26 protein-coding genes and 2 pseudogenes are annotated in these 24,030 nt (G+C 68.6%); 13 read left to right on the top strand and 15 right to left on the bottom strand.

The features are described from left to right. Positions 1–90 precede the first annotated feature (90 nt). Together ACFU8W_RS46860 and ACFU8W_RS46855 are read left to right on the top strand one after the other, a co-directional pair. Positions 91–1,335, top strand: a complete 1,245-nt coding sequence (locus ACFU8W_RS46860) for an MFS transporter (RefSeq protein WP_384051824.1) — start codon at positions 91–93, stop codon at positions 1,333–1,335. A gap of 99 nt (positions 1,336–1,434) precedes the next feature. After that, entirely contained in the window at positions 1,435–2,034 is a 600-nt protein-coding gene (locus ACFU8W_RS46855) for a cysteine hydrolase family protein (RefSeq protein WP_384051822.1), read from the top strand. A 347-nt stretch (positions 2,035–2,381) separates the two neighbouring features. Here the strand turns inward: ACFU8W_RS46855 and ACFU8W_RS46850 are convergent, their stop codons facing one another. Continuing rightward, positions 2,382–2,951, bottom strand: coding sequence for a suppressor of fused domain protein (locus ACFU8W_RS46850; protein WP_384051820.1), 570 nt, complete (start codon positions 2,949–2,951; stop codon positions 2,382–2,384). A gap of 180 nt (positions 2,952–3,131) precedes the next feature. On the opposite strand from ACFU8W_RS46850, the gene ACFU8W_RS46845 reads away from it, so the two are divergent. Next, entirely contained in the window at positions 3,132–4,211 is a 1,080-nt protein-coding gene (locus tag ACFU8W_RS46845; protein ID WP_384051818.1) for a hypothetical protein, read from the top strand. A gap of 280 nt (positions 4,212–4,491) precedes the next feature. Further along, positions 4,492–4,614 carry a hypothetical protein gene (locus tag ACFU8W_RS46840; protein ID WP_384051816.1) on the top strand — a complete coding sequence of 41 codons (123 nt, stop codon included), beginning with the start codon at positions 4,492–4,494 and terminating at the stop codon, positions 4,612–4,614. Between the two features lie 318 nt (positions 4,615–4,932). Here the strand turns inward: ACFU8W_RS46840 and ACFU8W_RS46835 are convergent, their stop codons facing one another. Further along, positions 4,933–5,922 (bottom strand): alpha/beta fold hydrolase, encoded by a 990-nt coding sequence (locus tag ACFU8W_RS46835; protein ID WP_384051814.1) that lies wholly within the window; start codon positions 5,920–5,922, stop codon positions 4,933–4,935. 143 nt (positions 5,923–6,065) lie between these two features. On the opposite strand from ACFU8W_RS46835, the gene ACFU8W_RS46830 reads away from it, so the two are divergent. From ACFU8W_RS46830 to ACFU8W_RS46820, 3 genes are all read left to right on the top strand, one after another. Beyond that, complete coding sequence (locus tag ACFU8W_RS46830) at positions 6,066–6,674, top strand: helix-turn-helix domain-containing protein (RefSeq protein WP_384051812.1); 609 nt, start codon at positions 6,066–6,068, stop codon at positions 6,672–6,674. Positions 6,675–6,924: 250 nt separating this feature from the next. Then, the gene (locus ACFU8W_RS46825) at positions 6,925–7,923 is read left to right on the top strand and encodes an ATP-binding cassette domain-containing protein (protein ID WP_384051810.1); all 999 of its coding nucleotides are present in this window, start codon (positions 6,925–6,927) and stop codon (positions 7,921–7,923) included. Further along, positions 7,920–8,705 (top strand): ABC transporter permease, encoded by a 786-nt coding sequence (locus tag ACFU8W_RS46820; protein ID WP_384051808.1) that lies wholly within the window; start codon positions 7,920–7,922, stop codon positions 8,703–8,705. Before ACFU8W_RS46825 ends, ACFU8W_RS46820 begins: the two co-directional genes overlap by 4 nt. A 118-nt stretch (positions 8,706–8,823) precedes the next feature. Here the strand turns inward: ACFU8W_RS46820 and ACFU8W_RS46815 are convergent, their stop codons facing one another. From ACFU8W_RS46815 to ACFU8W_RS46785, 7 genes are all read right to left on the bottom strand, one after another. Continuing rightward, positions 8,824–9,567, bottom strand: coding sequence for a TetR/AcrR family transcriptional regulator (locus ACFU8W_RS46815; protein ID WP_384051806.1), 744 nt, complete (start codon positions 9,565–9,567; stop codon positions 8,824–8,826). 145 nt (positions 9,568–9,712) lie between these two features. Continuing rightward, positions 9,713–9,847: a hypothetical protein gene (locus tag ACFU8W_RS46810; protein ID WP_384051804.1), complete on the bottom strand. Its 135-nt coding sequence runs from the start codon at positions 9,845–9,847 to the stop codon at positions 9,713–9,715. 167 nt (positions 9,848–10,014) lie between these two features. Next, positions 10,015–10,557: an SMI1/KNR4 family protein gene (locus tag ACFU8W_RS46805; RefSeq protein ID WP_384051802.1), complete on the bottom strand. Its 543-nt coding sequence runs from the start codon at positions 10,555–10,557 to the stop codon at positions 10,015–10,017. Beyond that, entirely contained in the window at positions 10,551–10,754 is a 204-nt protein-coding gene (locus tag ACFU8W_RS46800; RefSeq protein WP_384051800.1) for a hypothetical protein, read from the bottom strand. Before ACFU8W_RS46800 ends, ACFU8W_RS46805 begins: the two co-directional genes overlap by 7 nt. Before the next feature lie 103 nt (positions 10,755–10,857). Next, positions 10,858–10,998 (bottom strand): hypothetical protein, encoded by a 141-nt coding sequence (locus tag ACFU8W_RS46795; protein ID WP_384051798.1) that lies wholly within the window; start codon positions 10,996–10,998, stop codon positions 10,858–10,860. A gap of 78 nt (positions 10,999–11,076) precedes the next feature. Beyond that, on the bottom strand, positions 11,077–11,511 hold the full coding sequence (locus ACFU8W_RS46790; protein ID WP_384051796.1) for a hypothetical protein: 435 nt from the start codon (positions 11,509–11,511) through the stop codon (positions 11,077–11,079). Positions 11,512–11,909: 398 nt separating this feature from the next. Further along, positions 11,910–12,617 (bottom strand): hypothetical protein, encoded by a 708-nt coding sequence (locus tag ACFU8W_RS46785; protein WP_384051794.1) that lies wholly within the window; start codon positions 12,615–12,617, stop codon positions 11,910–11,912. 316 nt (positions 12,618–12,933) lie between these two features. Between ACFU8W_RS46785 and ACFU8W_RS46780 the strand changes: the two genes are divergently transcribed. Next, positions 12,934–13,227 (top strand): helix-turn-helix transcriptional regulator, encoded by a 294-nt coding sequence (locus tag ACFU8W_RS46780; protein ID WP_384051849.1) that lies wholly within the window; start codon positions 12,934–12,936, stop codon positions 13,225–13,227. A 78-nt stretch (positions 13,228–13,305) separates the two neighbouring features. On the opposite strand, the gene ACFU8W_RS46775 is transcribed toward ACFU8W_RS46780, so the two are convergent. The 3 genes from ACFU8W_RS46775 to abc-f all read right to left on the bottom strand — a co-directional run bounded on the left by ACFU8W_RS46775 (position 13,306) and on the right by abc-f (position 17,348). After that, positions 13,306–13,869: a CGNR zinc finger domain-containing protein gene (locus ACFU8W_RS46775; RefSeq protein ID WP_384051792.1), complete on the bottom strand. Its 564-nt coding sequence runs from the start codon at positions 13,867–13,869 to the stop codon at positions 13,306–13,308. A gap of 100 nt (positions 13,870–13,969) precedes the next feature. Next, the gene (locus ACFU8W_RS46770) at positions 13,970–15,634 is read right to left on the bottom strand and encodes an ABC-F family ATP-binding cassette domain-containing protein (protein ID WP_384051790.1); all 1,665 of its coding nucleotides are present in this window, start codon (positions 15,632–15,634) and stop codon (positions 13,970–13,972) included. 79 nt (positions 15,635–15,713) lie between these two features. Beyond that, positions 15,714–17,348: a ribosomal protection-like ABC-F family protein gene (gene abc-f / locus ACFU8W_RS46765; RefSeq protein WP_384051788.1), complete on the bottom strand. Its 1,635-nt coding sequence runs from the start codon at positions 17,346–17,348 to the stop codon at positions 15,714–15,716. Between the two features lie 451 nt (positions 17,349–17,799). Between abc-f and ACFU8W_RS46760 the strand changes: the two genes are divergently transcribed. The 4 genes and pseudogenes from ACFU8W_RS46760 to ACFU8W_RS46745 all read left to right on the top strand — a co-directional run bounded on the left by ACFU8W_RS46760 (position 17,800) and on the right by ACFU8W_RS46745 (position 19,984). Beyond that, on the top strand, positions 17,800–18,522 hold the full coding sequence (locus ACFU8W_RS46760; protein WP_384051786.1) for a molybdopterin-dependent oxidoreductase: 723 nt from the start codon (positions 17,800–17,802) through the stop codon (positions 18,520–18,522). Further along, a complete protein-coding gene (locus tag ACFU8W_RS46755; RefSeq protein ID WP_384051784.1) occupies positions 18,470–19,162 on the top strand; it encodes a cytochrome b/b6 domain-containing protein in 693 nt (230 codons plus the stop codon). Before ACFU8W_RS46760 ends, ACFU8W_RS46755 begins: the two co-directional genes overlap by 53 nt. A gap of 104 nt (positions 19,163–19,266) precedes the next feature. Next, positions 19,267–19,565 (top strand): annotated as a pseudogene (locus tag ACFU8W_RS46750) (IS5/IS1182 family transposase); the annotation flags it as partial. 272 nt (positions 19,566–19,837) lie between these two features. Further along, entirely contained in the window at positions 19,838–19,984 is a 147-nt protein-coding gene (locus tag ACFU8W_RS46745; RefSeq protein WP_384051782.1) for a hypothetical protein, read from the top strand. Positions 19,985–20,046: 62 nt separating this feature from the next. On the opposite strand, the gene ACFU8W_RS46740 is transcribed toward ACFU8W_RS46745, so the two are convergent. The 3 genes from ACFU8W_RS46740 to ACFU8W_RS46730 all read right to left on the bottom strand — a co-directional run bounded on the left by ACFU8W_RS46740 (position 20,047) and on the right by ACFU8W_RS46730 (position 23,151). Further along, complete coding sequence (locus ACFU8W_RS46740; RefSeq protein WP_384051780.1) at positions 20,047–20,700, bottom strand: hypothetical protein; 654 nt, start codon at positions 20,698–20,700, stop codon at positions 20,047–20,049. A gap of 19 nt (positions 20,701–20,719) precedes the next feature. Further along, entirely contained in the window at positions 20,720–22,348 is a 1,629-nt protein-coding gene (locus tag ACFU8W_RS46735) for an IS200/IS605 family accessory protein TnpB-related protein (protein WP_384051778.1), read from the bottom strand. A gap of 320 nt (positions 22,349–22,668) precedes the next feature. After that, entirely contained in the window at positions 22,669–23,151 is a 483-nt protein-coding gene (locus ACFU8W_RS46730; protein ID WP_384051777.1) for a nuclear transport factor 2 family protein, read from the bottom strand. Between the two features lie 595 nt (positions 23,152–23,746). Between ACFU8W_RS46730 and ACFU8W_RS46725 the strand changes: the two are divergent. Further along, positions 23,747–23,935 (top strand): annotated as a pseudogene (locus tag ACFU8W_RS46725) (IS110 family transposase); the annotation flags it as partial. Positions 23,936–24,030: the final 95 nt, after the last annotated feature.

The raw sequence follows: 24,030 nt of genomic DNA, 5'->3' as shown, positions 1-24,030 counted from the left end.
AGTTGTTTGACCTGTTGTTGTGCTGCTCGCTTAGCTCTCACCGGTCAACGGCAGTTTGTTCGGGTGGAGCATTGAGGGGGCGCGCTGAGCATGGTGGGCAGGAGACGGTTGGGCCGGCAGTTCGGCTGGCTGTGGGCGGCATATGCTGTCAGCGCCTATGGGTCCGGGCTGGGGTTCGGGGCATTCCCGCTGATCGCCGTGCTGGTGTTGCATGCCGGGCCCGCCGAGGTGTCGGTGCTGTCCGCGGTGGGGCCTGCGGTGGGCGCGCTGATCGCGGTGCCACTCGCGCCGTGGGTGGAGTTCCGGCGCAAACGCCCGGTCATGATCGCGATGGACCTGACCCGGTTTGCGGTCATGGCGACGATCCCGGTCGCCTACGCCTTCGGTTGGCTCAGTTTCGTCCACTTGCTCGTGGTCTCGGCTGTGCTCGCCGCAGCCAAGATCGCCTTCAACGCGGCCGGCGGCGCCTACCTCAAGGCCCTCGTCCAGCCGGATGACCTGCTCGTGGCCAACGCGCGGTTCGAGTCAACGAACTGGAGCTCCATCGCGGTGGCGCCACCGCTGGGCGGGGCGGTGACCGGCCTGTTCGGGCCGGTCATCGTCGTGGTGGCCGACGCGCTCAGCTACCTGCTCTCCGCGCTGGGCATCACCGCGATCCACGGCCGAGAAGAAGCACCGCGGACAACCGACAAAAGCCCAGTCCGGGCACGCGCGTTGTTCGACGGCTGGCGGCACATCATGGGCCATCCCGGTCTGCGGGCGCTCTACCTCAACAACATGCTCGTCGCCGGTCTGATCATGGCCACCGAGCCGCTGCTGGCCGTGCTTCTCCTTCGCCAGCTCGGGTTCCCGGCCTGGCAGTACGGGCTCGCCTTCGCCGCCCCGTGCGTCGGTGGACTCATCGGCTCCCGGCTGGCCCGCCGTGTCGTGGCCCGCTACGGCCGGCACAGGGTCTTCCGGACCGTCGGCACCCTGCGCGCCATCTGGCTGATCGGCCTGGCCTTCGTCCGCCCCGGTGTCGTCGGCCTCGTCACCGTGATGGCTGTCGAGCTGGCGATCATCATCAACATGAGCCTGTACACCCCGGTGCTCGCCACCTACCGGCTCGAACACACCCCCAAGCAGCTCGTCGCCCGCACCCTGTCGGCCTGGTCGATCGGCCAGCAGGCGTCCATCGCCATTCTCACCGCGCTCGGAGGGCTGCTCGCCGACGTCACCAGCCCACGCACCGCTCTCACGGTCGCGGGACTGCTCATCCTGACCTCCCCGCTCCTGCTTCCCCGACACGACCAGACGTCGCAGCACGAGCCGGGACTGGCCCGTAGCCACTCATGACGCACCGCGACTCGCCGCTGCAGCCCGCAGACCGCAGCTGGTCCGCCGATGCGCGTCCGCGTCGACCAGGTGCACACCACAAGCAAGGAGAACACTCGCGTGAGCACTGCCCCCGCACTTGACCCCGCGCGCACCGCTCTTCTCGTCATGGACTACCAACCCGCGATCATGGCCCTTCTGCCCGAAAGCGGGGACCGCGAAGCCCTGCTCGGTCGCATGGAAGGGGCCATCGCCGACGTTCGCGCAAACGGCGGCACCATCGCCTACGTACGCGTCGGCTTCACCGAGGCCGACTGGGACGCCATCCCAGCGGTCAACAAGTCCTTCGCCCCGCTGGCCCGACACCGCGTCATGCACCACGAGGACCCTGCCACCGCCCTCCACGAACGCCTGGCTCCCCTGGACAGCGACATCATTGTGCGCAAGGTCCGCTACGGCGGCATGTCCACCACCGACCTCGACCAGCAGTTGCGCGAGCGCGGCATCACCACTCTGGTCGTCTCCGGCATCAGCACCGGCGGCGTCGTCCTGTCCACCGTCATCGACGCGGCCGACCGCGACTACCAGCTCTACGTCCTGTCCGACGGCGTCGCCGACCCGGACACCGAAGTCCACGACGTCCTGCTCCACCGAGTACTCCCCTCACGGGCCCACATCATCGACACCGCCGAGTTGCACGCCCTGCTCCGGGCCGGTTGACCCGAACCACGAGCCGATCCCACCCCGGCCGCCGCAGCCACCCGGTGTGGCGGCCGCGCGCCCCGGTCCCGGTCCAGCAGCAGCCCGGAGTTCTCACCGGCCGCCCACCGCCACGCCTCGCCGATGCCCGGCTCGCCACCGAGCACATCGGGAGGGCACCCGGGGCGGCAGCCGCCGCGCCTTCGTCGGGTTGCCCGAAACTGATCAGTGCTCCGACGGGTCTGGCTGACAGTTCGAGCTGTGGACGAGGTTCGACTGGAAAGTCTGCTGTTCCCATCGCTGGACGTCTCGGTGTTGTCAGTCGAGATCTGAGTCATGCAGATGAAGGGTGCCGCGCCCTCCCCAGATCAGATTGCGGGGCGACGCAGCACGTCGGTGGGCTCCCAATCGCTCTTCCAGAAGGCTTCAAGCCCGTGCTCGTTGATGAACTGACGCTCCACCTCATGGATGGGGTACATCCCTTGGATGTTGATCACGTCGTGACCCTCGTGTCCCGGAACGCCAACGTCGACACCCAGGTAGTCGTCTCTGTCGAGCGCAATCGGCGCGAACACGCAGAATGCTGTCATCTCCGACTCGGGTACGATTCGCTCGCCGAAGTTGATGGTGCTGCCGTAGCTGAACGGGCAGGTGCCACGGAGCTGCTCGGCGAGGAAGCCCACCGCGTGGGCCCAGATCACGTTGGTCGAGTTCACGCTGAGGCAGAGTTCCGGCGAGCCGTGCTGCCAGTCCGGATGTTCTGCCAGCGACAAACCGTAGGTGAGCGTCGTAAGAAGCCCGTCCGGCAGGTCGTCGTACACAATCTCCGTCACGCCACGCAGGCCCTGTTTAGTCGACTCGACAGGGAAGAACCGGGGCTCTCTTCCGCCGGAAAGTCGATCAAGGTGGGCGAGGTACTTCTCTACGCGACTGGCCATGTAACCAGCCTGCACGATCGCTCACACGTGGACGCCACCGGGGGCGTCACCGGTAACACTCCGCAACAGGTCCACAGAAGTTGAGCCAGAACCTCAGTTTCGACAGCAGATGGCGGTCCGAGAGATTCGAACGGTCTTGGCCTGATGACGCCGGACAGACCTCGGGCCTAAGGTGTGCTGGTGATCTTCAAGAGGAAGCGGGAGGCCTCGGACCTCGCCGCCATCGTGTCCGAGCTGGAGGAAGCGGTTGCCGCTCGCGATGGCGACCGCACCGGGCGTGCATTCACCGCTGTGATGAACGGTGTGCAGCCGGCGTCAGACGCTGAACGCGTTCTGGCAGGGCCCCGATTGGCGGCGCTGCTCCCCGCCTTCCCGCCCACCGGCCCGCGGCCGATGCTGGCGATGGCGGCCGGCTTCTGCGTCGAGCGCGGGGCCGATCCGGCGGCCTGCGCCGAGCCGATCCTCGGCGGCGTCCACCGGGACCTGCTCGACGCCTTGGAGTTCGCCCGCCGCTGGACCGCCACCGGCGCGGCCGAGGACGAACTGCCGGAGCCGGACGAGAAGATCATTGATGACGCGCTGCTGGCTCGCCTCGGCGGCGACACGTACGAGGCCACGCGGCTAGCGCTGGCCTGGTGCTCGGTCGAGGAGTGGCAACCGCCCGCGCTGGCCGTGCTGTGCCGCAGCGCCAAGGTGCGCCATCGGCACGCATCCGCGATCCTCCCCGCCTGCCGCGACTTGGCGGCCCTGGAGCGGCACGACCTCAAATGCCTGGCCTACGCGCTGGCGGTTCTGGACGACGAGCCCCTTATGGTGCTGCACAGGCCCACCGGGACCGGGTTCGAGGTGCGCATCGGCGGCATCGGGGACAACTTCCAGTTGCACACGCTGCTCGCTCACGTCCTCGTCGGCGGCGGCCACGTGCCCGGCTCCATGCCTTCGGCGGAGAGCGTCCGCCTGGCCACGGACCCCGAACCCGCCCAGGGACGCACCCAGACCGTCGCGACCGGGGCCTTCGAACTCCTCGCCCCGGACGGCAAGCGGATCTGGAACGAGGGTCTGCCCGACGACATCCCCGTGGTGGAGGGATGCCGCCTGCTCGTGCTCGACGAGCCGACATACCAACGCAGTTGGAACGCCGACCGATTCTTCCCGCAACTCCCGGGCACGGCTGAGCTGACCCGCGTCCTGACCACAGACGAGTCGCGGACCTGGTTCGCCCGCACGTCGCCCGGCAACGAGATCCGCCGGCCCTCCTGACTCGGCGGATTCGGCCGTCACCCCTCCGGGCGGGCGGCTGATGGGGCCAGAAACCGGAGCCCGGACCTGGCCCCCTCTATCGAACAAGGATTGCGCCAGGGCGCTGTCGGAACTGCTCGACCAAGGCCGGCGGGCGACAGCGGGCCGGGCGTGTGCCGGGCAGCAGGAGAGCGACGCGGGGCTCACCGACGTCTTCCGGCGGGTCATGGAAGTGCTGGTACTTCCTCCTCCGCAACGACTTCTCACCTTACTGAGACACATCATCCCCGCGGGGGCGGCGGTGCTCCGTGACGCTGCCGGCCGACCAGGAGACGGCGTACCGGCACTTCGCGAGGACATCGTGACCATCCTCAGCTCGGGGTACACCTTCGCCTACCGCAGCCACCGCGCCATGTATCTCTGAGGCACCTCGTGTTCACCGGGAGCCCCCGATCCGGGAGACCTTGATCCGGGCGACCCAGATCCGAGAGGCCGCGGGGCATCCGCCGTACGCGTGTGGTGCACCTGACCGGCGGCCGGGTTCCGCGCAGGGCCACCGGTGCGCTCCCGCCGTGAACCACCGCGTCGGCCCGTACGTTCACACAGTGACCGGCCCTCGGGGAGGGACCGGGCTCGCGCCGGGGGACGCGCGGCGCTGAGCGGGCGTGAGGTTCGGGCGCTGCCCTCGGGTGTACCGGCCGAGGCTCTCCTGCGACGGAGCCCGGCCGGCACACCCGACGATTCAGCCCTGGAGGGAGGCGAGCCAGGCGGTCAGCAGGCGGTTGACCTCCTCGGGACGCTCCTGCTGGATCCAGTGCCCGCAGCCGTCCAGGATGTGGGTGGAGGCCAGGCCGGGGAGGGTGGCGGGGTAGGCGTCGATCGCGTCGGCCATCCAGGTCGTGGAGGCGTCCAGGGCGCCGCCAATGAACAGGGACGGCTGCTTGATCGGGGCGCCGCCGTACGGGGCGAGGTCCTCCCAGTCGCGGTCCATGTTGCGGTAGCGGTTGAGGGCCCCGGTCATGCCGGTGCGCTCGAACTCCCCGGCATACACGTCGAGGTCGTCCTCGGTCAGCCAGGCGGGCAGCTTGCCGCCGGGGAAGCGGTCGCGCAGCCGGCCGCCGGTGCGGGCCACAAAGTGCGGGTCGGGCTCGCCCTGGGCGGGCATGGTGTCGGCGGACATGGCCGCGTAGAAGCCCGCGAGCCAGCCTCGGAGGTCGGGCTCCATCTCCGCTTCGGCCCGGCCGGGCTCCTGGAAGTACGAGACGTAGAACTCCTGGTCGCCGCCCATCTGCGCGAAGACGTCGGTGGGGCGGGGGCCGCCGGGCGGCGCGTAGGGGACGCTCAGCAGTCCGACGGCGCGGAAGACCTCGGGGTGGAGCAGGGCGGAGGCCGCCGCGATGTTGGAGCCCCAGTCGTGTCCGACGACGACCGCTCTCTCCTCGCCCAGGGCGCGCACCAGGGCGACGTTGTCCTCCACCAGGTCGAGCATCCGGTAGGCGTCCGTCGCGGCCGGCTTGGAGGAGCGGCCGTAGCCGCGCACGTCGAGCGCCGCGGCCCGGTACCCCGCCGCCGCGAGGGCCGGGAGCTGGTGGCGCCAGGAGTACCAGGACTCGGGAAAGCCGTGGACGAGCAGGACCAGCGGTCCGGTGCCCTGCTCGACCAGGTGCAGGCGACCGGCGGGTGCCTCGATGGTGCGGTGGCGCAGGTCGGCGGACGGCGCGGGATAGTGCATCGCTTCTCCTCGGTTCACGGGTGGCCGCGGTTACTCACCGATCATGCGGCGCTGCGGCCGCCCGACGCGAGCACCCTTGCCATCCTGGCAAACTGGCAGGACAGGGCGGTGGAGGCCGCACGGCCGGAGGGAGCGGGGCGACGGTGACGGACGACGGCATAGCCGACACGCTGGCGGCCATGGGTCCTCGGCTGCGGACCACGCGCGAGCAGCGCGGCGCCACGCTCACCGGCGTCAGCCGCGCGACCGGCATCTCGCTGAGCACGCTGTCGCGGATCGAGACCGGCCGGCGCAAGCCGACCCTGGAGGTGCTGCTGCAGCTCGCGAAGGCGTACGACATCTCCCTGGACGAGCTGGCCGGCACCGCACCTGTCGCCGCGGCCGGACCGCGCACCTCGATGCCGCAGCGTCCCGGCGACGACAAGACGGTGCTGCCGCTGACCCGCTATGTGGGGGGCCTGCACGCCCACAAGCACGTCCTGCCCGCCGTCGACGCGCCACAGACGCGGCCGCGGCAGGTCTCCCACGACGGGTACGAATGGCTGTGCGTCCTGTACGGGCGGCTGTGGCTGGCGCTCGGCGAGCAGGACCTCGTCCTGAGCGCCGGGGAGGTGGCCGAGTTCGACACCCGCACCGCCCACGGAGTCGCGAATGCCGGACCCGGCGGACCGGTCGAATACCTGATCATGTTCGGGCCGCAGGGAGAGCGCCTACGGCCGCGCACCTCAGCCCCCGACCGCGGGGTCCGGTAGCGCGGAGCACAGTGTCCGGGACCGCTCACGAAGCCGGGTCCGCGGCCTGAGAAGAGCCAGACTGCCGCCCGCCCTGCGCATACGCGCACCGCTCGGGGCGCGGCTGTCCCTCCCTGGGCGGTTGGCGTCGACAGCGTCGAACGGCGTAAGGAGCCGCACGCCCCGCTGAACCAGTTGCGTACAACGTACTCACTTACGTACCGTAATACCGCGTACAAGGTACTCACTTTATTGGCGAAGTGGAGGAGACGTGGACTCACCCATCGTGTCGGCCCAGGGCCTGCGGAAACGCTTCGGTGACTTCGAAGCGCTGGCCGGCCTGGACCTGGCCGTACCGCACGGCACCGTCTACGGACTGCTCGGACCGAACGGCGCGGGCAAGAGCACCGCCGTCCGGATTCTCAGCACGCTGACCCGCCCCACGGCCGGGCAGGCCACCGTCGCCGGCTTCGACGTGAGAGAACACCCCGGCAAGGTCCGCGAAGCCATCGGACTGGCCGGGCAACACGCGGCCATGGACGAGAAACTGACGGGCCGCGAGAACCTGCGGGTCTTCGGCAAACTGGCCCGCCTGGGCCGGCCCGGCGCCCGACGGCGCGCCGACGAGCTGCTGGAGCGGTTCGAGCTCACCGAGGCCGCCGACCGGCAGGTCAGCACCTACTCCGGCGGCATGCGGCGGCGCATCGACCTGACCGCCAGCCTGCTGAGCGCGCCGTCCGTCCTCTTCCTGGACGAGCCCACCACCGGACTCGACCCGCGCAGCCGCCTGGAGATCTGGGCCGTCGTGCGCGAACTGGTCGCGGCCGGCACGACCGTGCTGCTCACCACCCAGTACCTCGAGGAGGCCGACCAACTCGCCTCGGCCGTGGCCGTGATCGACCGCGGGCAGGTGATCGCCGAAGGCACCCCGGCACAGCTCAAGACCCGGATCGGCAGTCACATCGATGTCGAGGTGGGCAGCAAGGACGACCTCGCGGAGGCCATGGCCGTCCTCGAGCGGATGACCGGAGGACAGCCGCAGGCCGAAGACCTGCGCATCGTCACGGGCGTGCACGGCAAGGCACCGTCGGTGCCGCAGATCGTGCGCGAACTCGACGCGGCGGGAGTGGCCATTCAGGACGTCGGAGTCCGCAGGCCCAGCCTCGACGACGTATTCCTCACTCTCACCGGCCGCCCCGCACAGGAGCCCGCGGAGAAGCGGAACGACGAACAGCCCAAGCAGCGCAAGAAGCAGGAGGCGGCAGCATGATCGTCCTGGCGGACAGTCTCACCCTGATCGAGCGCAAGCTCCTCCAACTGCGGCATCAGCCCGGCACCCTCGTCGCGATGCTGGTGATGCCCGCGGTCATGGTCGTCCTCTTCGGCTATGTCTTCGGCAGCGCCATCCAGGTACCGGGCGGCGGGAACTACCGCGAGTACCTCATGCCCGGCCTGTTCGTGATGACCAGCATGTTCGCGCTGTCCTCGGCGATGGTGGACGTCGCCGCCGACCAGAGCCGCGGGGTGACCGACCGACTGCGCTCGATGCCCACCTCCCGCATGGCGGTGCCTGTCGGCCAGACGGGCGCGGACGCCGTCACGGGACTCTTCGGACTGGTCATCCTGCTGGCCTGCGGGCTGGCCATCGGCTGGCGCGTGCACGACGGCCTCGGCCGCGCCGTGGCCGCGGTCGGTGTCCTGCTCCTCTTCCGCTACACGATGTCCTGGGTCGGTACGTACCTGGGGCTGCTGCTGCCGTCGGAGCAGACGGCCGACTCGCTGTCGCCCCTCACGCTGCCCCTCAGCATGCTGTCCAACGCGTTCGTGCCCACGGACGGCATGCCGGCCTGGCTACGGGTCATCTGCGAGTGGAACCCGATCAGCGCCGCGGTCGCCGCGTGCCGGAAGCTGTTCGGCAACCCCGGGGTGCCTGCCGCGGACGGCTCCTGGCCGCTCACCCACCCGCTGACCGCGACCCTCCTGTGGGCCACGGTGCTCCTGGTGGTCTTCGTCCCGCTTTCGGTACGGCGCTTCGCCCGCGCCGGCCTGTGAACCCGCGCCTCGGAGCGGTTCATCAACGCGGCCGTCCGCGGCCGAGGGTGGACAGACCCGGGGCCGGTGCCGTAACTCCCGTCGTTCGCGCGCAGCGCGGGCGCGGCGGCGTCCGTTCTCAGGAGCGCTCCGGCGGCTCGTTCCCCGGGGGGCCGGACAGGGCCGGGAAACGGGCCTCGACGCCGTCCAGCAAGATGGCGAGGCCGGCCTCGAACTGCTCGTCGTGGCCGCCGTGCCGCGCCTCGTGGACCAACCGCTCCAGGTACGGAAAGCGGCCGGTGGCCAGCAGTTCGGTCACGTACGGCCCCATCCGCTCCTGCCAGGCTTTGCGATCCTCCCCGGAGCGCAAGGCCGCTTCCCGCTCCGCCGTCTCGGCCTGGCCGGCACCCGTGACCCAGTGCCGGATCAGGTTCACGACGTGGACCATGTCGTCGATGCTCAGTCCGCGGCCGTCGACGAGGGCAAGGTCGCGCTCGTTGGCACGGAGCATGTTGGGGCCCATGATCGGCCTGCCGGCCATGGCGTGCGCAAGCCAGGGGTGCCGGCGCAACGTCTCCCGGTACCGGCGGGCGAACGTGGCCAGATCCGCACGGGCGTCCCCGGTCGGCTCCTGCGCTTCAAAGCCGAGAGCCCGGTCGATCACCACGGCGTACAGGTCTTCCTTGTTCGGCAGATACCGGTAGAGCGTCATCGCGCCGGTGCCCAGTTCCTTGGCGATACGCCGCATCGTCACCGCCTCGATGCCCTCGCCGTCCGCCAACGCGATCGCCACCTCGGCGATGCGCTCACGGCTGTACGTCGGAGCCGGTCCGCGCGCCCCTCGTTCCCGCCGCAACCAGATGATCGGATTCGGATCGCTCATGCGCCGATGGTAATCGCGTACAGCGTCCTCGATTACATCCCGAGCCTGCCGCCGACAACGGCATCATCACCGTCCGCGCGCCCCCCTCGAGCCGCCCGGAGCGAGTTCCGATGACGGCTTTGTGCGCCCGTCGCGCAGTCGCCCATCATGATGTCCGAGGGCAGATGAACTGCGTTCCGCCGATGACGACGAACTCCAGCTCCTCCGCCGCCCAGTACACGTACCCGACCGACTCCAGCGGGACTTCGAGCGACGACCGGTCGTCCTCAAGCAGAACCATGGAAAAGGTAGGCATTTCGGGATGGGCACCGCCCATGGTCGGCTGCTCGTGGACGATGGGCAGAGGTGGCGCGACCGGGGGCAAGCCCCAACCCCGCTGAATGAGGGTCGCCCCCAGGAACCCTGGGGGCGACCGCTGTTCACATGTGCCTGCGGATCGGTTACCGATCAGTCGAAGCGGTCGCTCAGGCCCAGTACCTTCGGGTCGTCACTCGGGAAGTCCCTGGGCATGCCCGGCACATCGATCGTGCGCCCGTACACGCCGACCAGGAACTCGACGGCGCAGAACGGGAACTCGATCCAGTCGGCGTTGGCCGTGCGGACGACCACCAGCCACGCGTCCGGGTCCGTGGGGCTCGTCTTCCAGTAGAAGACGTCCCCCGCATTGGATTCCCCCCAGGAAATCAGGCCTCCCGGGTGCGGGTAGGGCACGTAGTCCTCGGTGTCGCCCATCTCGTACAGATCCTGAAGGATCTCGTCCTCCCTGGCCCCGGACGCCCATGACACCTCCCTGTCGGGCCGGGGAACGGACACGCTCAGGAAGTCGTCGATGATCAGCACCGGGTACGCCTCCGCCAGAGCACGGAAGTCCGAGGGCAGCGTCGTCCCGAGGACCGCCTCAAGGGCAGCCCAGTCCACGCTGCGCCCCCCGGGCACGCGCCACGGCGTCATCGCCGGAAGCGCGGCCTCCAGCTCTTCGATTCTCAGCATGTCGTCTGCCAATCCGGGCTGTTCTGGACCACAACGTTGTTGAACCAGTCGCTGATGAATTTATTGATGACCTTGGCCACTACCGCGTGATCTTCTCCGTTCCACTTCCATGTGTACGTCACGTCCATATCCTCCACCTTACCCATGCACTTATCTGCATTCCCCACCCCACGCAAGGGTGATGGCAGTTCGCTCATTCAGTCGGAATCCGAACCGCTTCCTCATGGCAAACTACTGTTGCGTCATGATCCAATGAGGATGAGTCACGTCGTCGGCGCAGACGATCAGGTGCAACATCCCCTAACGCGAAACAGAAACAGCGGTAGGATTGTTCACCTTGCAGGCTTCGGCGCTTTGCTGATCCTCGATGCGCAAAATCATCAGCCGGGACAGTCCGCCGGGAATTTCGGCGAGCTCTCCCGGCTGCATCAGCAGGAGCAACTGAGAGCGTAATCGACAGTCACGCCGAAGAGATTCAGAAGATCCCGCCTCGCGCCGAGTTCAGAAACGCCGGACTTCCTACTCGCTGTCCAGGTCCTCCGAGAAGTTGGCCGCCTCAAGGAGCCCATCCCCCTTGAGCCAGTGAGCGATCGCCTCGATGGCGAGTACCCGATCGATGAAGCACCTGGCCGAGATCTCCAGCGAGTCGTCGAAGATCACTCGACGCAACGGACCACCGGGGTGATCGGTCGACCTGGTAACGGTCTGCCAGAAGTCCTCGTCGGTATGGATGAGGGCCCAACCATCCTGCGACACACCGACGTTCAGCGAGTCCTCGGGAATGTCCTTTCCTCTCCAGAGGGAGAGCCCTGGAAAGTCTTCCACTCCCGCTTCCCGATAGAGTTCGAGAGCCTTCTCCGCGGCCGCTACCACCTGCTCGACCTGAGATACTTCCAGCCCGGTCTCTCGGTTTGTGGTCGGATACCAGAACCTGAGATAGTGCTCCGCAGTCACAGCACCTTCTATCCTCTTACTCCTCCGGTGAATTCCCAGGCCGACGCGGTTCCGTTGCCCGGGAAATGGACTCTGAGTGTAGCTTCGTTGGGTAGCAGCTTGTGGAGCACGTGCCTACAGAAGACGGCGGCCACGCAGGGAACCCCTCGTCGAACTCAGCGCTTGCGGCAGGTCGTACGCGGATTCCACGACAGACCGGCTTCAGCAGCATGAATTCGACATGCCCGAAGTAGATTTCGACCCTGGTCGTGGTGTTGTCGAAGGCGACTGGATCGCCGCGCAGGATCAGATGACGGTGCGACACATCAAAGCTCCACATTTTGAACATGCAGTCACGTCGGATGAATTCAGACATACGCCACCTCCTGCTGGTCGACCCAGTCGGCCGCGACATGTCGCTAAATAATGGCGAATTTCAGCGCAGCCGAGACTTGCCCCCTGTCGCGCGCCCAAACATTCCAACGAATAGTGGATTCGTCATTGAACAACTCGGCACATGTGCGCCACACGTGCACGCGCACTCCACCCTCCTCCCACCACCATTCATGAGACCCCGAGGGCTCGTCCACGAAATTCAGGGCTTCAGCCCGTGACATCACATCAGCAACGCCCTCGGGCCCGCCGGCTGCCACGCTGATCCAGCTCTCACATTCCCAGTACATAGCAGCGGACTCGATCAATGAATTGACGTTGTTGAACGCCTTCAAAAATCGGGAGTCATTGCCGTGTTCGCCGAAATAGTGGATTGAATCATCGGGTGCCACGAAGACGCCAACAGGAAGACGAGAGGACTCTACGAGCGAAACCATGGGAACGCCGTCGTCCGGATCCAGCTCGGCGAACGGCTGAAAGTTGACAGTACCTTCCGATGCCCATCCAGCACTCTCGTAAGAAAGCCCCCCGTAACGCATGCGAAGGAAGTGCAGACGTTCCCAGAACTCTACGCCCTTCTCCCCGAACGACTCAATATATTCGGCCAGCACCTCCTCGCGGTCATCAGACCATGCAATCGCCCCCCGCCGAGCCCGCCGAGAGAGGAAGATTTTGGCCCGCTCGGTCAGACCTGCAGGGTATTCGAGGATAAATGGGATCAAGAAAGGATTCACTCAGAACTCCCCTATCGGAGATGCGCGAAGCAGCCTGCGATGAAACTAGGGACCTGCCCCCAACCGCCGTCATCCGACTCAATCCCACAGTTACTGCAGGACCAATTGAACTCCCGGCGCAGCCTGCCTCGATCGGCGATCTGCACCCCCCACCCCTTGCAAGGGTGATGACAGTTCGTACATTCAGTCGGAATCCGAACCGCTTCCCGCTTCATTGCCAACCTCGCACATCGCCCCGGCATCGCCTTCGCCCGCAAAATGAGCTCGGCGGCGAACAGGTGAGGGGCCACCAGCAGACTGGCGGCCCCTCACAGGCATCTCTTCGTGGACCGTCGCCGAACTGGCCCGTGCGGGATCGGTGTCCCGCACCGTACTCACCACCCGGTTCAAGAAGGCGGTCTGCCGGGGACCCCACGAGTACCTCACGGCGTGGCGGATCGAACTCGCGGCCAAGCGGCTGTGTCAGGGCGAGGGGACCGTGGCCTCCATCGCACACTCGGTGGGTTACGGCTCGGACAGTGCCCTGAGCACCGCATTCAAGCGTGTCATGGGGACGTCACCCCGGGACTACCGTGGGCATCCGTCATCGGAAGCGGTGGGCTTCTCCTGACACATGTCTCCTCGGAGCGTCCCTGGACCGTGAGTCCCGCGTCCGCCGGGAACGCGCGCCGCCGCCCAGGTCAGGGCGTCATCCCACGGGCGCGGAGGCAGCGGTCTTCTTGCGTGCCCGGTAGGCGGCGGCCTTGTACTTGTTGCCGCAGGACTCCATGCCGCACCACTGACGCCGCATGCCCCGGGACCGGTCGATGTAGACGCGCGTGCACTCCGGGTTGCCGCACTCCTTCATCAGGGGCACGTCCGGGCCGCTGAGCACTTCGACGGCCTGCCGGGCGACCGTGGCCAGGGCCTGCGCGGGGGTCGCCTCGGTGTGCCGGCCCTTCACGGTGAGCTGTGGCGTCACGGGGGTCTCGCGCGCGGCGCCGTTGACCACGGCGAGCGCCTCGCGGTCGAACTCCTCACCGAGACGGCGGTCGGTGACGAGCCGGTAGATGGCCTCGCGCACCCTGATCGCCTCGCGGACGTCGTCGTCCTCGCCGGGCGTGATCGTGTCCACGAGTCCGGACTCCAGGTACCAGGCGTTCAGCCGCTCCGGGGTCACGAACATCTCGAACCGGGTCGAGCGCCGGGCTCGGAGGGTGGCCGCGAAGTCGAGGGCCGGGTGGCCGCAGACGAAGGCATGGTTAAGGTTCACATCACCATTTTGACAGGTGACTCCCGTCGGACGCAAGGTACGCCAACGTCACGGTCCGCGCCCCTCGCGACCGTACGATACCTCGTGCGATGCCTGCTGGTCAGGCCCGGAAAGCGGCCGGTTCCGCCTCCTTCCGCGGGCCGCGCCCCGGCTCCAGCCGGATCTCCCGGCCCTGCCACCGCCGTCGCAGCCACCGGTCGTGGCTGGCCACCACGATGGCACCGGGTCCGGTGCCAAGCGCCTCCTCCAGCTCGTCGCACAGACGCGGTGAGAGGTGGTTCGTGGGCTCGTCGAGCAGCAGCAGCTGTGGTGGACGCGCCACCAGGAGGGCCAGCGCGAGACGTCGGCGCTGTCCCACGGACAGCTGCCCGACCGGCTTGTCCAGGTCCGCCTCGTGCATCAGGCCGAGCGAGCCGAGCGGCACCTTCTCGGCCCTCGGCGAACCCACCGACAGCTCGTAGGTGTCCCGGACCGTGCGCCCGGGTCGTTCGAAGACGGTGTCCTGGGTGAGCAGCCCCACCGTCAGTCGGCGCCGCCTGTGCACCTCGCCGTCGGCCGCGAGACGTCCGGCGAGCACAGCGAGCAGCGTGGACTTGCCCGCCCCGTTGCCGCCGGTGACCAGCAGCCGGTCGGTCGTCGTCACCTCCAGGCCGTCCAGCGCGAGCCGGCCGGGTACCCGCACGTCCCGCAGGGACACCAGCGGCTGCGGGCCCTCCTCCGCCGGTGCGGCCAGATCCCCGGCCGCGAACCGCAGCGGTCGGGACGGTTCGGCGACCTGGGTGCGCTCCAGTTCCTCCAGCCGCCGGGTGGCGTTGCGTACTCGGCGGGAGATCTGGTTCTGCACCCGGCCCGCCCGGTGGCCGTAGCCCATCTTCTCGTTGTCGCGCCGCCCCCTGTCCGGGGCGACCAGGTGCGCGGTCACCCCTGCCGAGTGCCGCAGCCCCGCCAGTTCCTCCTGCTCCTCGGCGTACCGCCGCTCCCAGCGCTCCCGCTCGGCACGCTTCTGAGACAGGTAGGCGCTGTAGTTGCCGCCGTAGCGCGCCGGGCCGTCCACCGCCGGATCGAGGTCGATCAGGTCGGTGCACACGGCGTCGAGGAACGCCCGGTCGTGACTGGCGAGCACCACGGTCCCGGGCAGGTCTCGGATCTGCTCCTCCAGGAAGGCGGCGGCGCCGTCGTCGAGGTGGTTGGTCGGCTCGTCCATCAGCAGCGCCGACGGCCGCCTCACCAGCAGCGCGGCCAGGGCCAGTCGGCCGCGCTGTCCTCCGGACAGCGAGCCGAGCGTCCGGTCGTGCCCGACCGCGCCGAGACCCAGGCCGTCCAGCACCAGGGCGGCACGGCGGTCGGCGTCCCAGGACTCGCGGTCCTGGGCCTGCTCCAACCGCCTGCCGTAGGCATCGAGGAGTTCCCGGTGGCCGGGGTGGTCCTCCGGGACGCGGGCCAGCTCCTCGCCGAGCCGGTCGAGCTCCGCGAGGTCCTCGCGGGCCTCGCGGAGCGCCTCGTCCAGCACCGAGGCCAGGGACGAGGCGGCGTCGAACGGCATCTCCTGGTGGAGGAAGCCGAGGTCGCCGGGGCGGGTGACGCTTCCGGCGTCGGGTTCGTCCACGCCTGCGAGCACCCTCAGCAGGGTGGACTTGCCGACGCCGTTCTCCCCGATCAGACCGATGCGGTGGCCGGGAGAGGCGGTCAGGCTGACGCCGTCGAGAACGCGTCGGCCCCCCAGGGAGCGGACGACGTCGTGGGCGAGCAGAGCGGGCTGGGGCACGGGTGTCCCTCCGATGCGGTCGGTGGTCGGCCCGCCGGGCACTCGGCCTCGGACGCGGGCCACTGCACGCGCCGACGGGTCACACCGAGGGGGCTCCCGTCTCCTTGAGCGCTCCGTCGGCCAGCCGCAGCCAGCGGTTGACCCCGATCGCGGCGAGGAACCGCTCGTCGTGGCTGACCACCATGAAAGCGCCCTGGTAGGAGTTGAGCGCGCTCTCCAGCTGGCCCGCGCTGACCAGGTCGAGGTTGTTCGTCGGCTCGTCGAGCAGCAGCAGATGGGGGGCGGGCTCGGCGCACAGCACGCAGGCCAGGGTGGCACGCAGCCGCTCGCCGCCGGAGAGCACTCCGACGGGCAGGTGCGCCCGCGCGCCCCGGAAGAGGAAGCGGGCGAGCAGGTTCATCCGCTCCGCCTCGGGCCGCTCGGGGGCGAACTCGGCGAAGTTCTCCGCCACTGTGCGGTCCAGGTCCAGCAGGTCCAGGCGCTGCGAGAGATAAGCGATCCGGCCGTCGTTGCGCTTGATCTCCCCGCCGTCCGGGGCGAGGTCGCCCGTGATGAGACGCATCAGGGTGGTCTTGCCGGCGCCGTTGGGGCCGGTCAGTGCGATGCGCTCCGGGCCCCGGACGGTCAGGTCGACACCGCTCGGGGCGAACACGGCCTTGTCCCCGAGACGTGCCTGCATCCCCTCGCCGAGGAAGAGGTTGCGCCCGGCGGGTACCCGGGTGTCGGGCAGTTCCAGGGTGAGGCGCTGCTCCTCGCGCAGCGCCCGCCCGGCCTCGTCGAGGCGGGACTTGGCCTCGCTGACCCGGGAGGCGTGCATCGTGCCGGACTTGCCCGCGGCCTCCTGCGCACCGCGCTTCATGTTGCCGGCGAAGATCTTGGGCAGACCCGCGTTCTTGAGGTTCTTGGCGGCGTTGCTCGCGCGGCGCTCGGCGCGCTCGCGGGCCTGCTGCATCTCCCGCTTCTCCCGCTTGAGTTCCTGCTCGGCGTTGCGGACGTTCTTCTCGGCGACCTCCTGCTCGGCGCGGACGGCCTCCTCGTACTCGGTGAAGTTCCCGCCGTACAGGCGCAGTTCGTCGCTGCCGAGTTCGGCGATGCGTTCCATACGGTCGAGGAGCGCGCGGTCGTGGCTGACCAGAAGCAGACAGCCGTTGAAGTCCGACAGCACGTCGTACAGCTTGTGCCGGGCCTCCAGGTCGAGGTTGTTGGTGGGCTCGTCGAGCAGCAGCACGTCGGGGCGCTTGAGCAGTTGGGCGGCGAGGCCGAGCGAGACGACCTGGCCGCCGCTGAGCGTGCTGAGGCTGCGGTCCAGTGTGAGGTCGGCGAGGCCGAGGCGGTCGAGCTGGGCGCGGGTGCGCTCCTCGATGTCCCAGTCGTCACCGATGACGGCGAAGTGCTCCTCGCCGACGTCCCCGGACTCCACGGCGTCCAGGGCACGGATCACCGCGGCGACACCGAGCACCTCGGCGACCGTGAGGTTCCCGGTCAGGGGAAGGCTCTGCGGGAGGTAGCCGACGGTGCCCCTGGCGGACACCGTGCCGGTGGCGGGCTTCAGTTCACCGGCGATCAGCTTGAGCAGGGTGCTCTTGCCGGAGCCGTTGGGAGCGACCAGGCCGGTACGGCCGGTGTTCACGGTGAAGGACAGGTCGTGGAAGACCGGGGTGTCGTCCGGCCAGGCGAAGGAGAGGTTCGAGCAGACGATGGCAGCGTCGGACATGGAAGTGACCTCGAAGGTACTGAGGGCAGAACATAGAGCTCTGCCCTGGGCAGACATGGGAAAAGGGGACGACAGAACGGACCACGGCGGCAGCGCTCGTGCGCGCGGGCCGGTGGCCGTCAGATCCGGGTCTCACCCGGAGATGTCGTCTTCACCCACCATGTCTGCGACTCCTCGATAGAAGGTCTACGTCATCAACCACCCTAGCAGCTCGCATATGCCCGCCGCGGCGACTGCGACGCGGCGGGCCCTCAAGCCCCTCGCAGGTGTGTGTGTCGCCGGCGCGTCGTTGACAGCCGGAGAACCACATGTCACGATCGTCACCTGTTGAAAGGGTGACAGTGGTGGCTCGACAGCGTACACACGTGTGCATCCGCCCGGCCGGTGCCGACGTCTCCCGCACGACCGCACACCTCCGGGGTCGTGATCACTGCGAAGGAGCACACTGACCATGGCAGGACAGCCGAAGCCGAGGGCCGAGGGCGCACCGGTGGGACGACGGGCGGTGCTGGGCATGCTCGGCGCCGGCGCCGCAGGGCTCGCCGCGGCGCCCTACCTCCAGCGTGGCTGGGAGGGGCTCCTCGGCGCCGCCTCCCAGGTCGACGCGACCGGACTGACCGGTCTGCTGCCCAACCCGGGCGGCTTCCGCTACTACAGCATCGTCGGCTCGGTGCCGCGCAAGGACGAGACGAACTACGCACTCACCGTCGGCGGGCTGGTGACCAAGCCGAAAACCTACACACTGGCCGACCTGCGCGCGATGCCGCAGACCCGGGTCGTCCACGACGTGGTGTGCACGGACGGATGGCGCGTGAACAAGACACCCTTCGACGGGGTGAAACTGGCGGACATCCTCGACGCCTCCGGAGTGCGCTCCCCCGGCGCGGCCGTCCGCTTCACCTGCTTCGACGGCGCCTACACCGAGAGCCTCACCCTGGAACAGGCCCGCCGCTCGGACATCCTCGTGGCACTGAACATGCAGGACAAACCCATCACCCACGAGCACGGCGGACCGGTCCGCCTCTACGTGGCACCCATGTACTTCTACAAGTCGGCCAAGTGGCTGTCCGGTATCTCGGTCACCGACAAGGTCGTTCCCGGTTTCTGGGAGGAGCGCGGATATGCAATCGACGGCTGGCTCGACAACGCCGACCGGCACGGCGAAGCGGCCTGATCCCACGGAACGGGTCCGCCGCTTCGGCACCGCCGAGCGCATGGTCCACCGGTACACCGGCTACCTGATGCTCGTGTGCCTGGTCTCCGCCGCCTGCCTGTACCTCGGGCCGCTCGCCCAGCTCGTCGGCCGGCGGCATGTCATGGTCACCGTGCACGAGTGGTCGGGCATCTCACTGCCGCTGCCCTTCCTGCTGGGACTCCTCTCGGCCGAATTCCGTGCGGACCTGCGCAGGTTGAACCGGTTCGCGGTGTACGACCGGCAGTGGCTGCGGGCCGCCCGCCGGCGCCTGACCTCGCCCGAGGCGCGCCCGGCCGGAAAGTTCAACGCGGGGCAGAAACTCTATGCGGGCTGGATCGCCGGCGCCGTCCTGGTGATGATGTTCACCGGCTTGCTCATGTGGTTCATGGGGCTGCTGCCCTTCATCTCCCGCACCAGTGCGATCTTCATCCACGACCTGCTGGCCTGGGCGATCACCTTCGCCGTCCTCGGGCACATGCGCAAGGCGTTCGAGGACCCGGAGGCGAGACTCGGCATGCGTACCGGGTACGTCAGCCGGTCCTGGGCGCAGCGACACCACTCCCGGTGGTTGCGGGAGGAACACGACGGCAACGTGGCCGAGCGAACGGACGAGGTGTGAGGCGTCCCCGCCAGGGACGAGCCGACCGGAAGGGCTCATGGACGACCGCAACGCCCCGGACGCCATGGCTTCTCAATCGGACGGGCCAGGTCGCCCCCATCGGCACCGTCAAGAAGGCGCTGGTTGACCAGGGCTTCAAGAAGACCGTCGTCGAGCACGGCACCACGGTGGTACCGACGTCGAGATCGTCGAACGCAATCCCGCCGACCAGGGCACCGGCTTCGTTCCGCAGGCCAAGCGCTGGATCGTGGAGCAGACGCTCGGCATCCTCATGCTGTTCCGGCGGCTCGTGCGTGACTACGAGAGCAGGCCGAAGTCCTCGGACTCCAGGGTGCGCTGGGCCTTGATCGACGTGATAGCGCGCCGGCTCACCGGCCAGACCACGCCGACCTGGCGCGGGTGAGCGTGTGGACGCCCAGATCACCCCGCTCCTGGAGCGGATCGACGCACGCGAGCGGGAGATCGGCACCGCCGCGGAAGAGCTCCGCGCGCAGATCGACGCACTCGCCGCACGTCTGTGTGAACTCGACGAGGAGATGGGGAACTTGGCAGTGACCCGCAAGACTCCTTGCCCTGCCGCCGACCGATCCGGAACCGACCGATCCGCCGCCGGTCCTGCCGGCTCACCCGGCCTACCAACAGATCCTCGACGCATTCGCCGACGCCGTCGGACCGATGCGCGCCCGCGACCTGTGCGAGCGCCTCGATCTCGCCGTCACGCCGAAGAACGTCGAGAGCACCCGGCACAAGCTCAAGCGCCTGGTCGGTCCCGGCGTCCTCGCCGAGACCGAACCCGGCTTGTTCGCCCAGCGCCGTCCGTAGCTGCCCTCCGCCGAGTCGCCGGCCCACCGCGGCGGCCCGCCACCGGGCTCGGGGCGTGATCGCTAATGGCCCGGCGCGCGGAGCCACCGCAGCGTTGCGACGAGCTCTTCGCCGAAGTCCTCGCAAAGCGCGAGTAACTCGCGTCCCGCGAACGAGTCGAGCAGCCCATCGGAATCGGAAAAGGTCCGGAGGGCGCCGTGGCAGGCGGACTCGACAACGAAGTTGCGTGAGGCGAAGTAGCCCTCGCCGCTCGTCCGGTCCGCCAGGTTCGCGAGGTACTGGTGGTGCGCTTCCTCCGAGGGATGGGAGTAGAACGAGCCCTCAACGAGACTGTCCAGGTAGCCCGCCAGGCCGGACGACAACTCGACTACTCGTTCGACCTCGTCCAGGCCTGGCTTGTCGAGCAGCTCGCCGAAGGCCCACAAGCCCCCGAAGATTTCCAATTGGAAGAGCTGGACCGTGTCCGGGTCGACTTCGGACTCGAAGATCGGAGCCGTGCACAGCTCGGCGAATGCCTGGCCGTAGGCGTGGTTCGACTGTTCCCCAGGAGGTTCCGTTGCCAGTCGGAACAGCGACTCCAGCACATGCGGGTCGACGCCCCAGTCCGCATCCATTTCGAACGCGAGTACCGGCGCACGCCACCGCCATAGCGCCAGAGCGGCGGCCTGACGCCGGCGAACGGGCTTCAGGTCAGCCAACCGCTCGTTCTGTGCCACGTCGGTGCGTCAACCGTTCCTAGCCAGTGTGCATGAGTGAGTCCTGGACCCACTGTTGCGTACTGGGCGCATCCCGAACGGTGTGGGATGCGCTGGGTTCCCGCGTTCGCGTCCCGCTCGGTGACGGCCCTCTCGGGGGCCGGTCCGTGGTGGGTGGGCGGGTTCCCTCACGCCCCCGGGTGCCTGGTCCGGCCTGGACGGTCCGATGCCCCGCACGATCGCTCCGGTCGTGCGGGGGCGGTGCCGTCCGACGCCGGACCGGGTGCCCGAGGGCGCGTCGTCCGATCGCGACACCGGCGGCATCGTGACGGGACATCTTTCGGTGGGAGGTGGCCAGCGGCTTCTGCCAGTGCTGGGCACCCCACCGGGAGGTGTAGGCCGGGTCGACCGCGACAATGCCCAGGCCCTGTTCGGCTGCCATCGACACCAGCCGAGCCTTCAGTTTCCCGGTCGGTATGCCGGAGATGAGCTGCCGGAACCGCTTCCTGCGGCCGTGCATCTCCCGGGTCTTCTCCGTGGCGAAGTCGAGGTCTTCGATGCCAATCGCGGCGACACCGACACGCACCGCCCAGTGGATCAGCCGGGTCAGCGCGTGGCGGAGCTGCGCGTCGCGGTGACCGGCCGAACCGGACAGGTCGAAGCCGAAGCGGCGCGGGTCACCGACGGGATTGCCGTGCCGGTCCAGCCGGTAGGCGGCGAAGTGATCGGCGTTGGTGTCGACACCGATCATGCCCCGGACGCGGGCGGCCTCCAACGGGATGGTCTTCACGACGGGGCGCTGCCACGAGGCCGTGAGGTACCAGCGGCCACGCTCCGTATCGAGGTGGATGCGGTAGGCGACGGCCCGGTTCGCTTCGATGCGGTCGGCCCACTCCACACCCCGGTGCGCGAAGCCGATCCGGGAGGCGAGGACGTACCGGCCGTGCCCGGCGTTGGCCAGGTGCGCGAGCGGGGCCGGCAGCCTGATGCTGACCTCGCCGTCCGGGGTGACGCGGATCGTCTCGTTCCCGAACCGCTTCCCCGACTCACCGTCCGCCGCGATGAACCAGCGCCCCGCCTCCCACCGTTCCCGCCACTGGTCCTCGGTGAGCCCGGCCTGGGCGAGGTGGTGGCGGATGTTGAGCAGACGTCTGCCGCCCCGCACCACCCGCACCCGCCCGGCCTGCCACTCGGCGACAACGGCCGCATGCCGCGCCTCCAGTGCCGCCAGGCGTCGGGACTTGCGGAACCACTCGCCCTTGGAGCGGTAGCCACCCGCCGCCCGCTTGGTGCCCTTCTCCCCGATCGGGAGGGACAGGCGGTGCCGCAGCGTTCTGATCCCGGTTTCCAGTGTCTGGATGTGTGCTGCCTGGCAGCGGCGCGCGAGCGCCCACTGATCGTGGGTGGCCTTGGTGATCGCACCCGCGATCCGCGACGATGACTCCTTCGTCAGGTCCCGCTTACGCGCCGCCCACGTCTGAGCGCTGTGCTCCAGACCATCCGCACAGCGCGACTTGAGATCACGGGAAGCCAACGCACCCTGATGCTCACCGACCGCGCGCAGGACTTCCTCGTCGTGGGGCGTGAGGTGCTTGAGACGGTCCCGGACCGCCACCCCGCAAGGCCCGGGCACCACGAAGGGCACGGCCAACTTCCTCACACCACCCACCACACCACCCCCGCCCTCAAAGGCCAGACACCCGCTGTCCAGTCCAACGAGCAGCAGCCGCCAAGGTCACCCATTCGGTCCCAGAACCCCCGTTCCCACCCCCGCGAATACACCGCCAGGACTCACTCCCGCTCACCACAACTTACTTCAGTGCAGCAAACCGACAGCAGCTCACAACCCTTCTGATCGCCGTGCCCCCGGCCCCTTCGTCTCGGGACACTGTAGAAGCTGCCGAGGGACCGCGTGATCTTCCGAGCCGTGGCCAACTCAAGCCCGCATCCGAAGCGGGCATACCGGCCCAGAACGTCCTCTGAGCAGGATCAGGGCTGCGTCGCTTCCATCTGGCCGGCACCGAGGCTGGCAACCACGGCGGCCAGTCGGTCCATCGTGTGGGCGATGCGGAGGCCGTCCATGTAGTCCCGGACATGCACGATCAGGCCGTTCCGGACGCGGAGCACCAGGAGGCCGGGGAAGCTGAACGCCTGGCCGGTTGTGGTCACGGTTCCAGCGACGACCTGCTCGACAGTGATCACTTCGGGGTCGATGCTTTCGTGGACGAGGACGTCGTGGATCCTCTGTGGCTGCGCTGGGCTCGTGCCCCAGGCCGCTCGATAGCCTGCACGGACTTCTTCCCGTCCCTGGTAGCGCTCAGGCATGCCAGGGAAGCCGAGAAACGGGAACTCGTGCAGGGCGTCAGCCGTGTACAGATCAGCCAGATCGTCCGCGGACTTGTCGAGCATCGCGCGGTGGAAGCGGGCCAGGACATCGCGGGGGCTGAGGTCGGCCGAGGTGGTGTCTGGCATGACGGTGGGACTCCGTTCAGTCGGCGTGTGGACGAACTCGTTCGAGTGATGGACCGGAGTTCAAACGTGGGGACGAGACGAAGTCCCCCAAGTTCCTTTCGTGACACCCGACTTGGAGACCCTCATCACCGCACTCTACGTGAGGATCGACGACGAGCGGGGAGGGCGACGATGGATGGGCAGACCGCCCGTGCTGACCGACCCCGAGCTGGTCTGCGTCGCTGTCGCCCAGGCGATGCTCGGTTTCACCTCCGAGGCACACTGGCTGCGCTACGCCCGCAAGCACCTGACGGGTCTGTGCCCCCTACTTGCCGCAGCAGTCCGGCTACAACAAGCGGCTGCGCGCCGCACTTGGACTGGTCAAACGGGTCATCCGGGTGCTCGCGACATCCCGCGATTTCCGGCTTGACGACTGCTGGATCGTGGACGTTGCCCCCCGCCACGCACTGTCTGATCGGGCACGCACGGGGCACGACGCCTCAACGTCTCTGAAGTTGTGTCATCGGGGGCGCGCCCCGTACTCGGGCAAGGCCCAACCCGGTTCTCCGGGGCGAGCGGCGCAGGCATCAGCCACACGGCAAAGGCCGCCTGAGCCATCACCAGGGCCTCTGGCAAGAAGTCGGTCATCACGCGCCGTTGGGTGAAGAACGACCGACTCAACCACGACGGCTGCCTCTGGACCTTCGCCTCACTCCGAGCGTCCGCCGGAGCCAACGCCCACTACCGGCGACGACGCGAGCACGGCGACTGGCACGCGGCCGCCCAGCGCAACCTCTTCAACCGCCAATGCCACGAAGTTAGCGTCGCAGCCGCCAAGTCAAGGGCGGCTGTCGGTGGGCGAAGCTTGAGGCGGTAGGCATTCGGGGGCGAGCTTGTAGG

It is taken from the genome of Streptomyces sp. NPDC057565 (assembly GCF_042801455.1).
Taxonomy (GTDB): Bacteria; Actinomycetota; Actinomycetes; order Streptomycetales; family Streptomycetaceae; genus Streptomyces; species Streptomyces yanii.
This window is presented reverse-complemented; position numbering and strand designations above follow the sequence as displayed.

Bases quoted from the DNA above. Each gene is read 5' to 3' on its own strand.
- ACFU8W_RS46810 (WP_384051804.1), bottom strand. From the start codon at position 9,847: ATGGTTCTGCTTGAGGACGACCGGTCGTCGCTCGAAGTCCCGCTGGAG.
- ACFU8W_RS46815 (WP_384051806.1), bottom strand. From the start codon at position 9,567: ATGAGCGATCCGAATCCGATCATCTGGTTGCGGCGGGAACGAGGGGCG.
- ACFU8W_RS46800 (WP_384051800.1), bottom strand. From the start codon at position 10,754: ATGAGCGAACTGCCATCACCCTTGCGTGGGGTGGGGAATGCAGATAAG.
- ACFU8W_RS46850 (WP_384051820.1), bottom strand. From the start codon at position 2,951: ATGGCCAGTCGCGTAGAGAAGTACCTCGCCCACCTTGATCGACTTTCC.
- ACFU8W_RS46730 (WP_384051777.1), bottom strand. From the start codon at position 23,151: ATGCCAGACACCACCTCGGCCGACCTCAGCCCCCGCGATGTCCTGGCC.
- ACFU8W_RS46755 (WP_384051784.1), top strand. From the start codon at position 18,470: ATGCAATCGACGGCTGGCTCGACAACGCCGACCGGCACGGCGAAGCGG.
- ACFU8W_RS46860 (WP_384051824.1), top strand. From the start codon at position 91: ATGGTGGGCAGGAGACGGTTGGGCCGGCAGTTCGGCTGGCTGTGGGCG.
- ACFU8W_RS46835 (WP_384051814.1), bottom strand. From the start codon at position 5,922: ATGCACTATCCCGCGCCGTCCGCCGACCTGCGCCACCGCACCATCGAG.
- ACFU8W_RS46745 (WP_384051782.1), top strand. From the start codon at position 19,838: ATGCGCGCCCGCGACCTGTGCGAGCGCCTCGATCTCGCCGTCACGCCG.
- abc-f (WP_384051788.1), bottom strand. From the start codon at position 17,348: ATGTCCGACGCTGCCATCGTCTGCTCGAACCTCTCCTTCGCCTGGCCG.
- ACFU8W_RS46805 (WP_384051802.1), bottom strand. From the start codon at position 10,557: ATGCTGAGAATCGAAGAGCTGGAGGCCGCGCTTCCGGCGATGACGCCG.
- ACFU8W_RS46760 (WP_384051786.1), top strand. From the start codon at position 17,800: ATGGCAGGACAGCCGAAGCCGAGGGCCGAGGGCGCACCGGTGGGACGA.
- ACFU8W_RS46820 (WP_384051808.1), top strand. From the start codon at position 7,920: ATGATCGTCCTGGCGGACAGTCTCACCCTGATCGAGCGCAAGCTCCTC.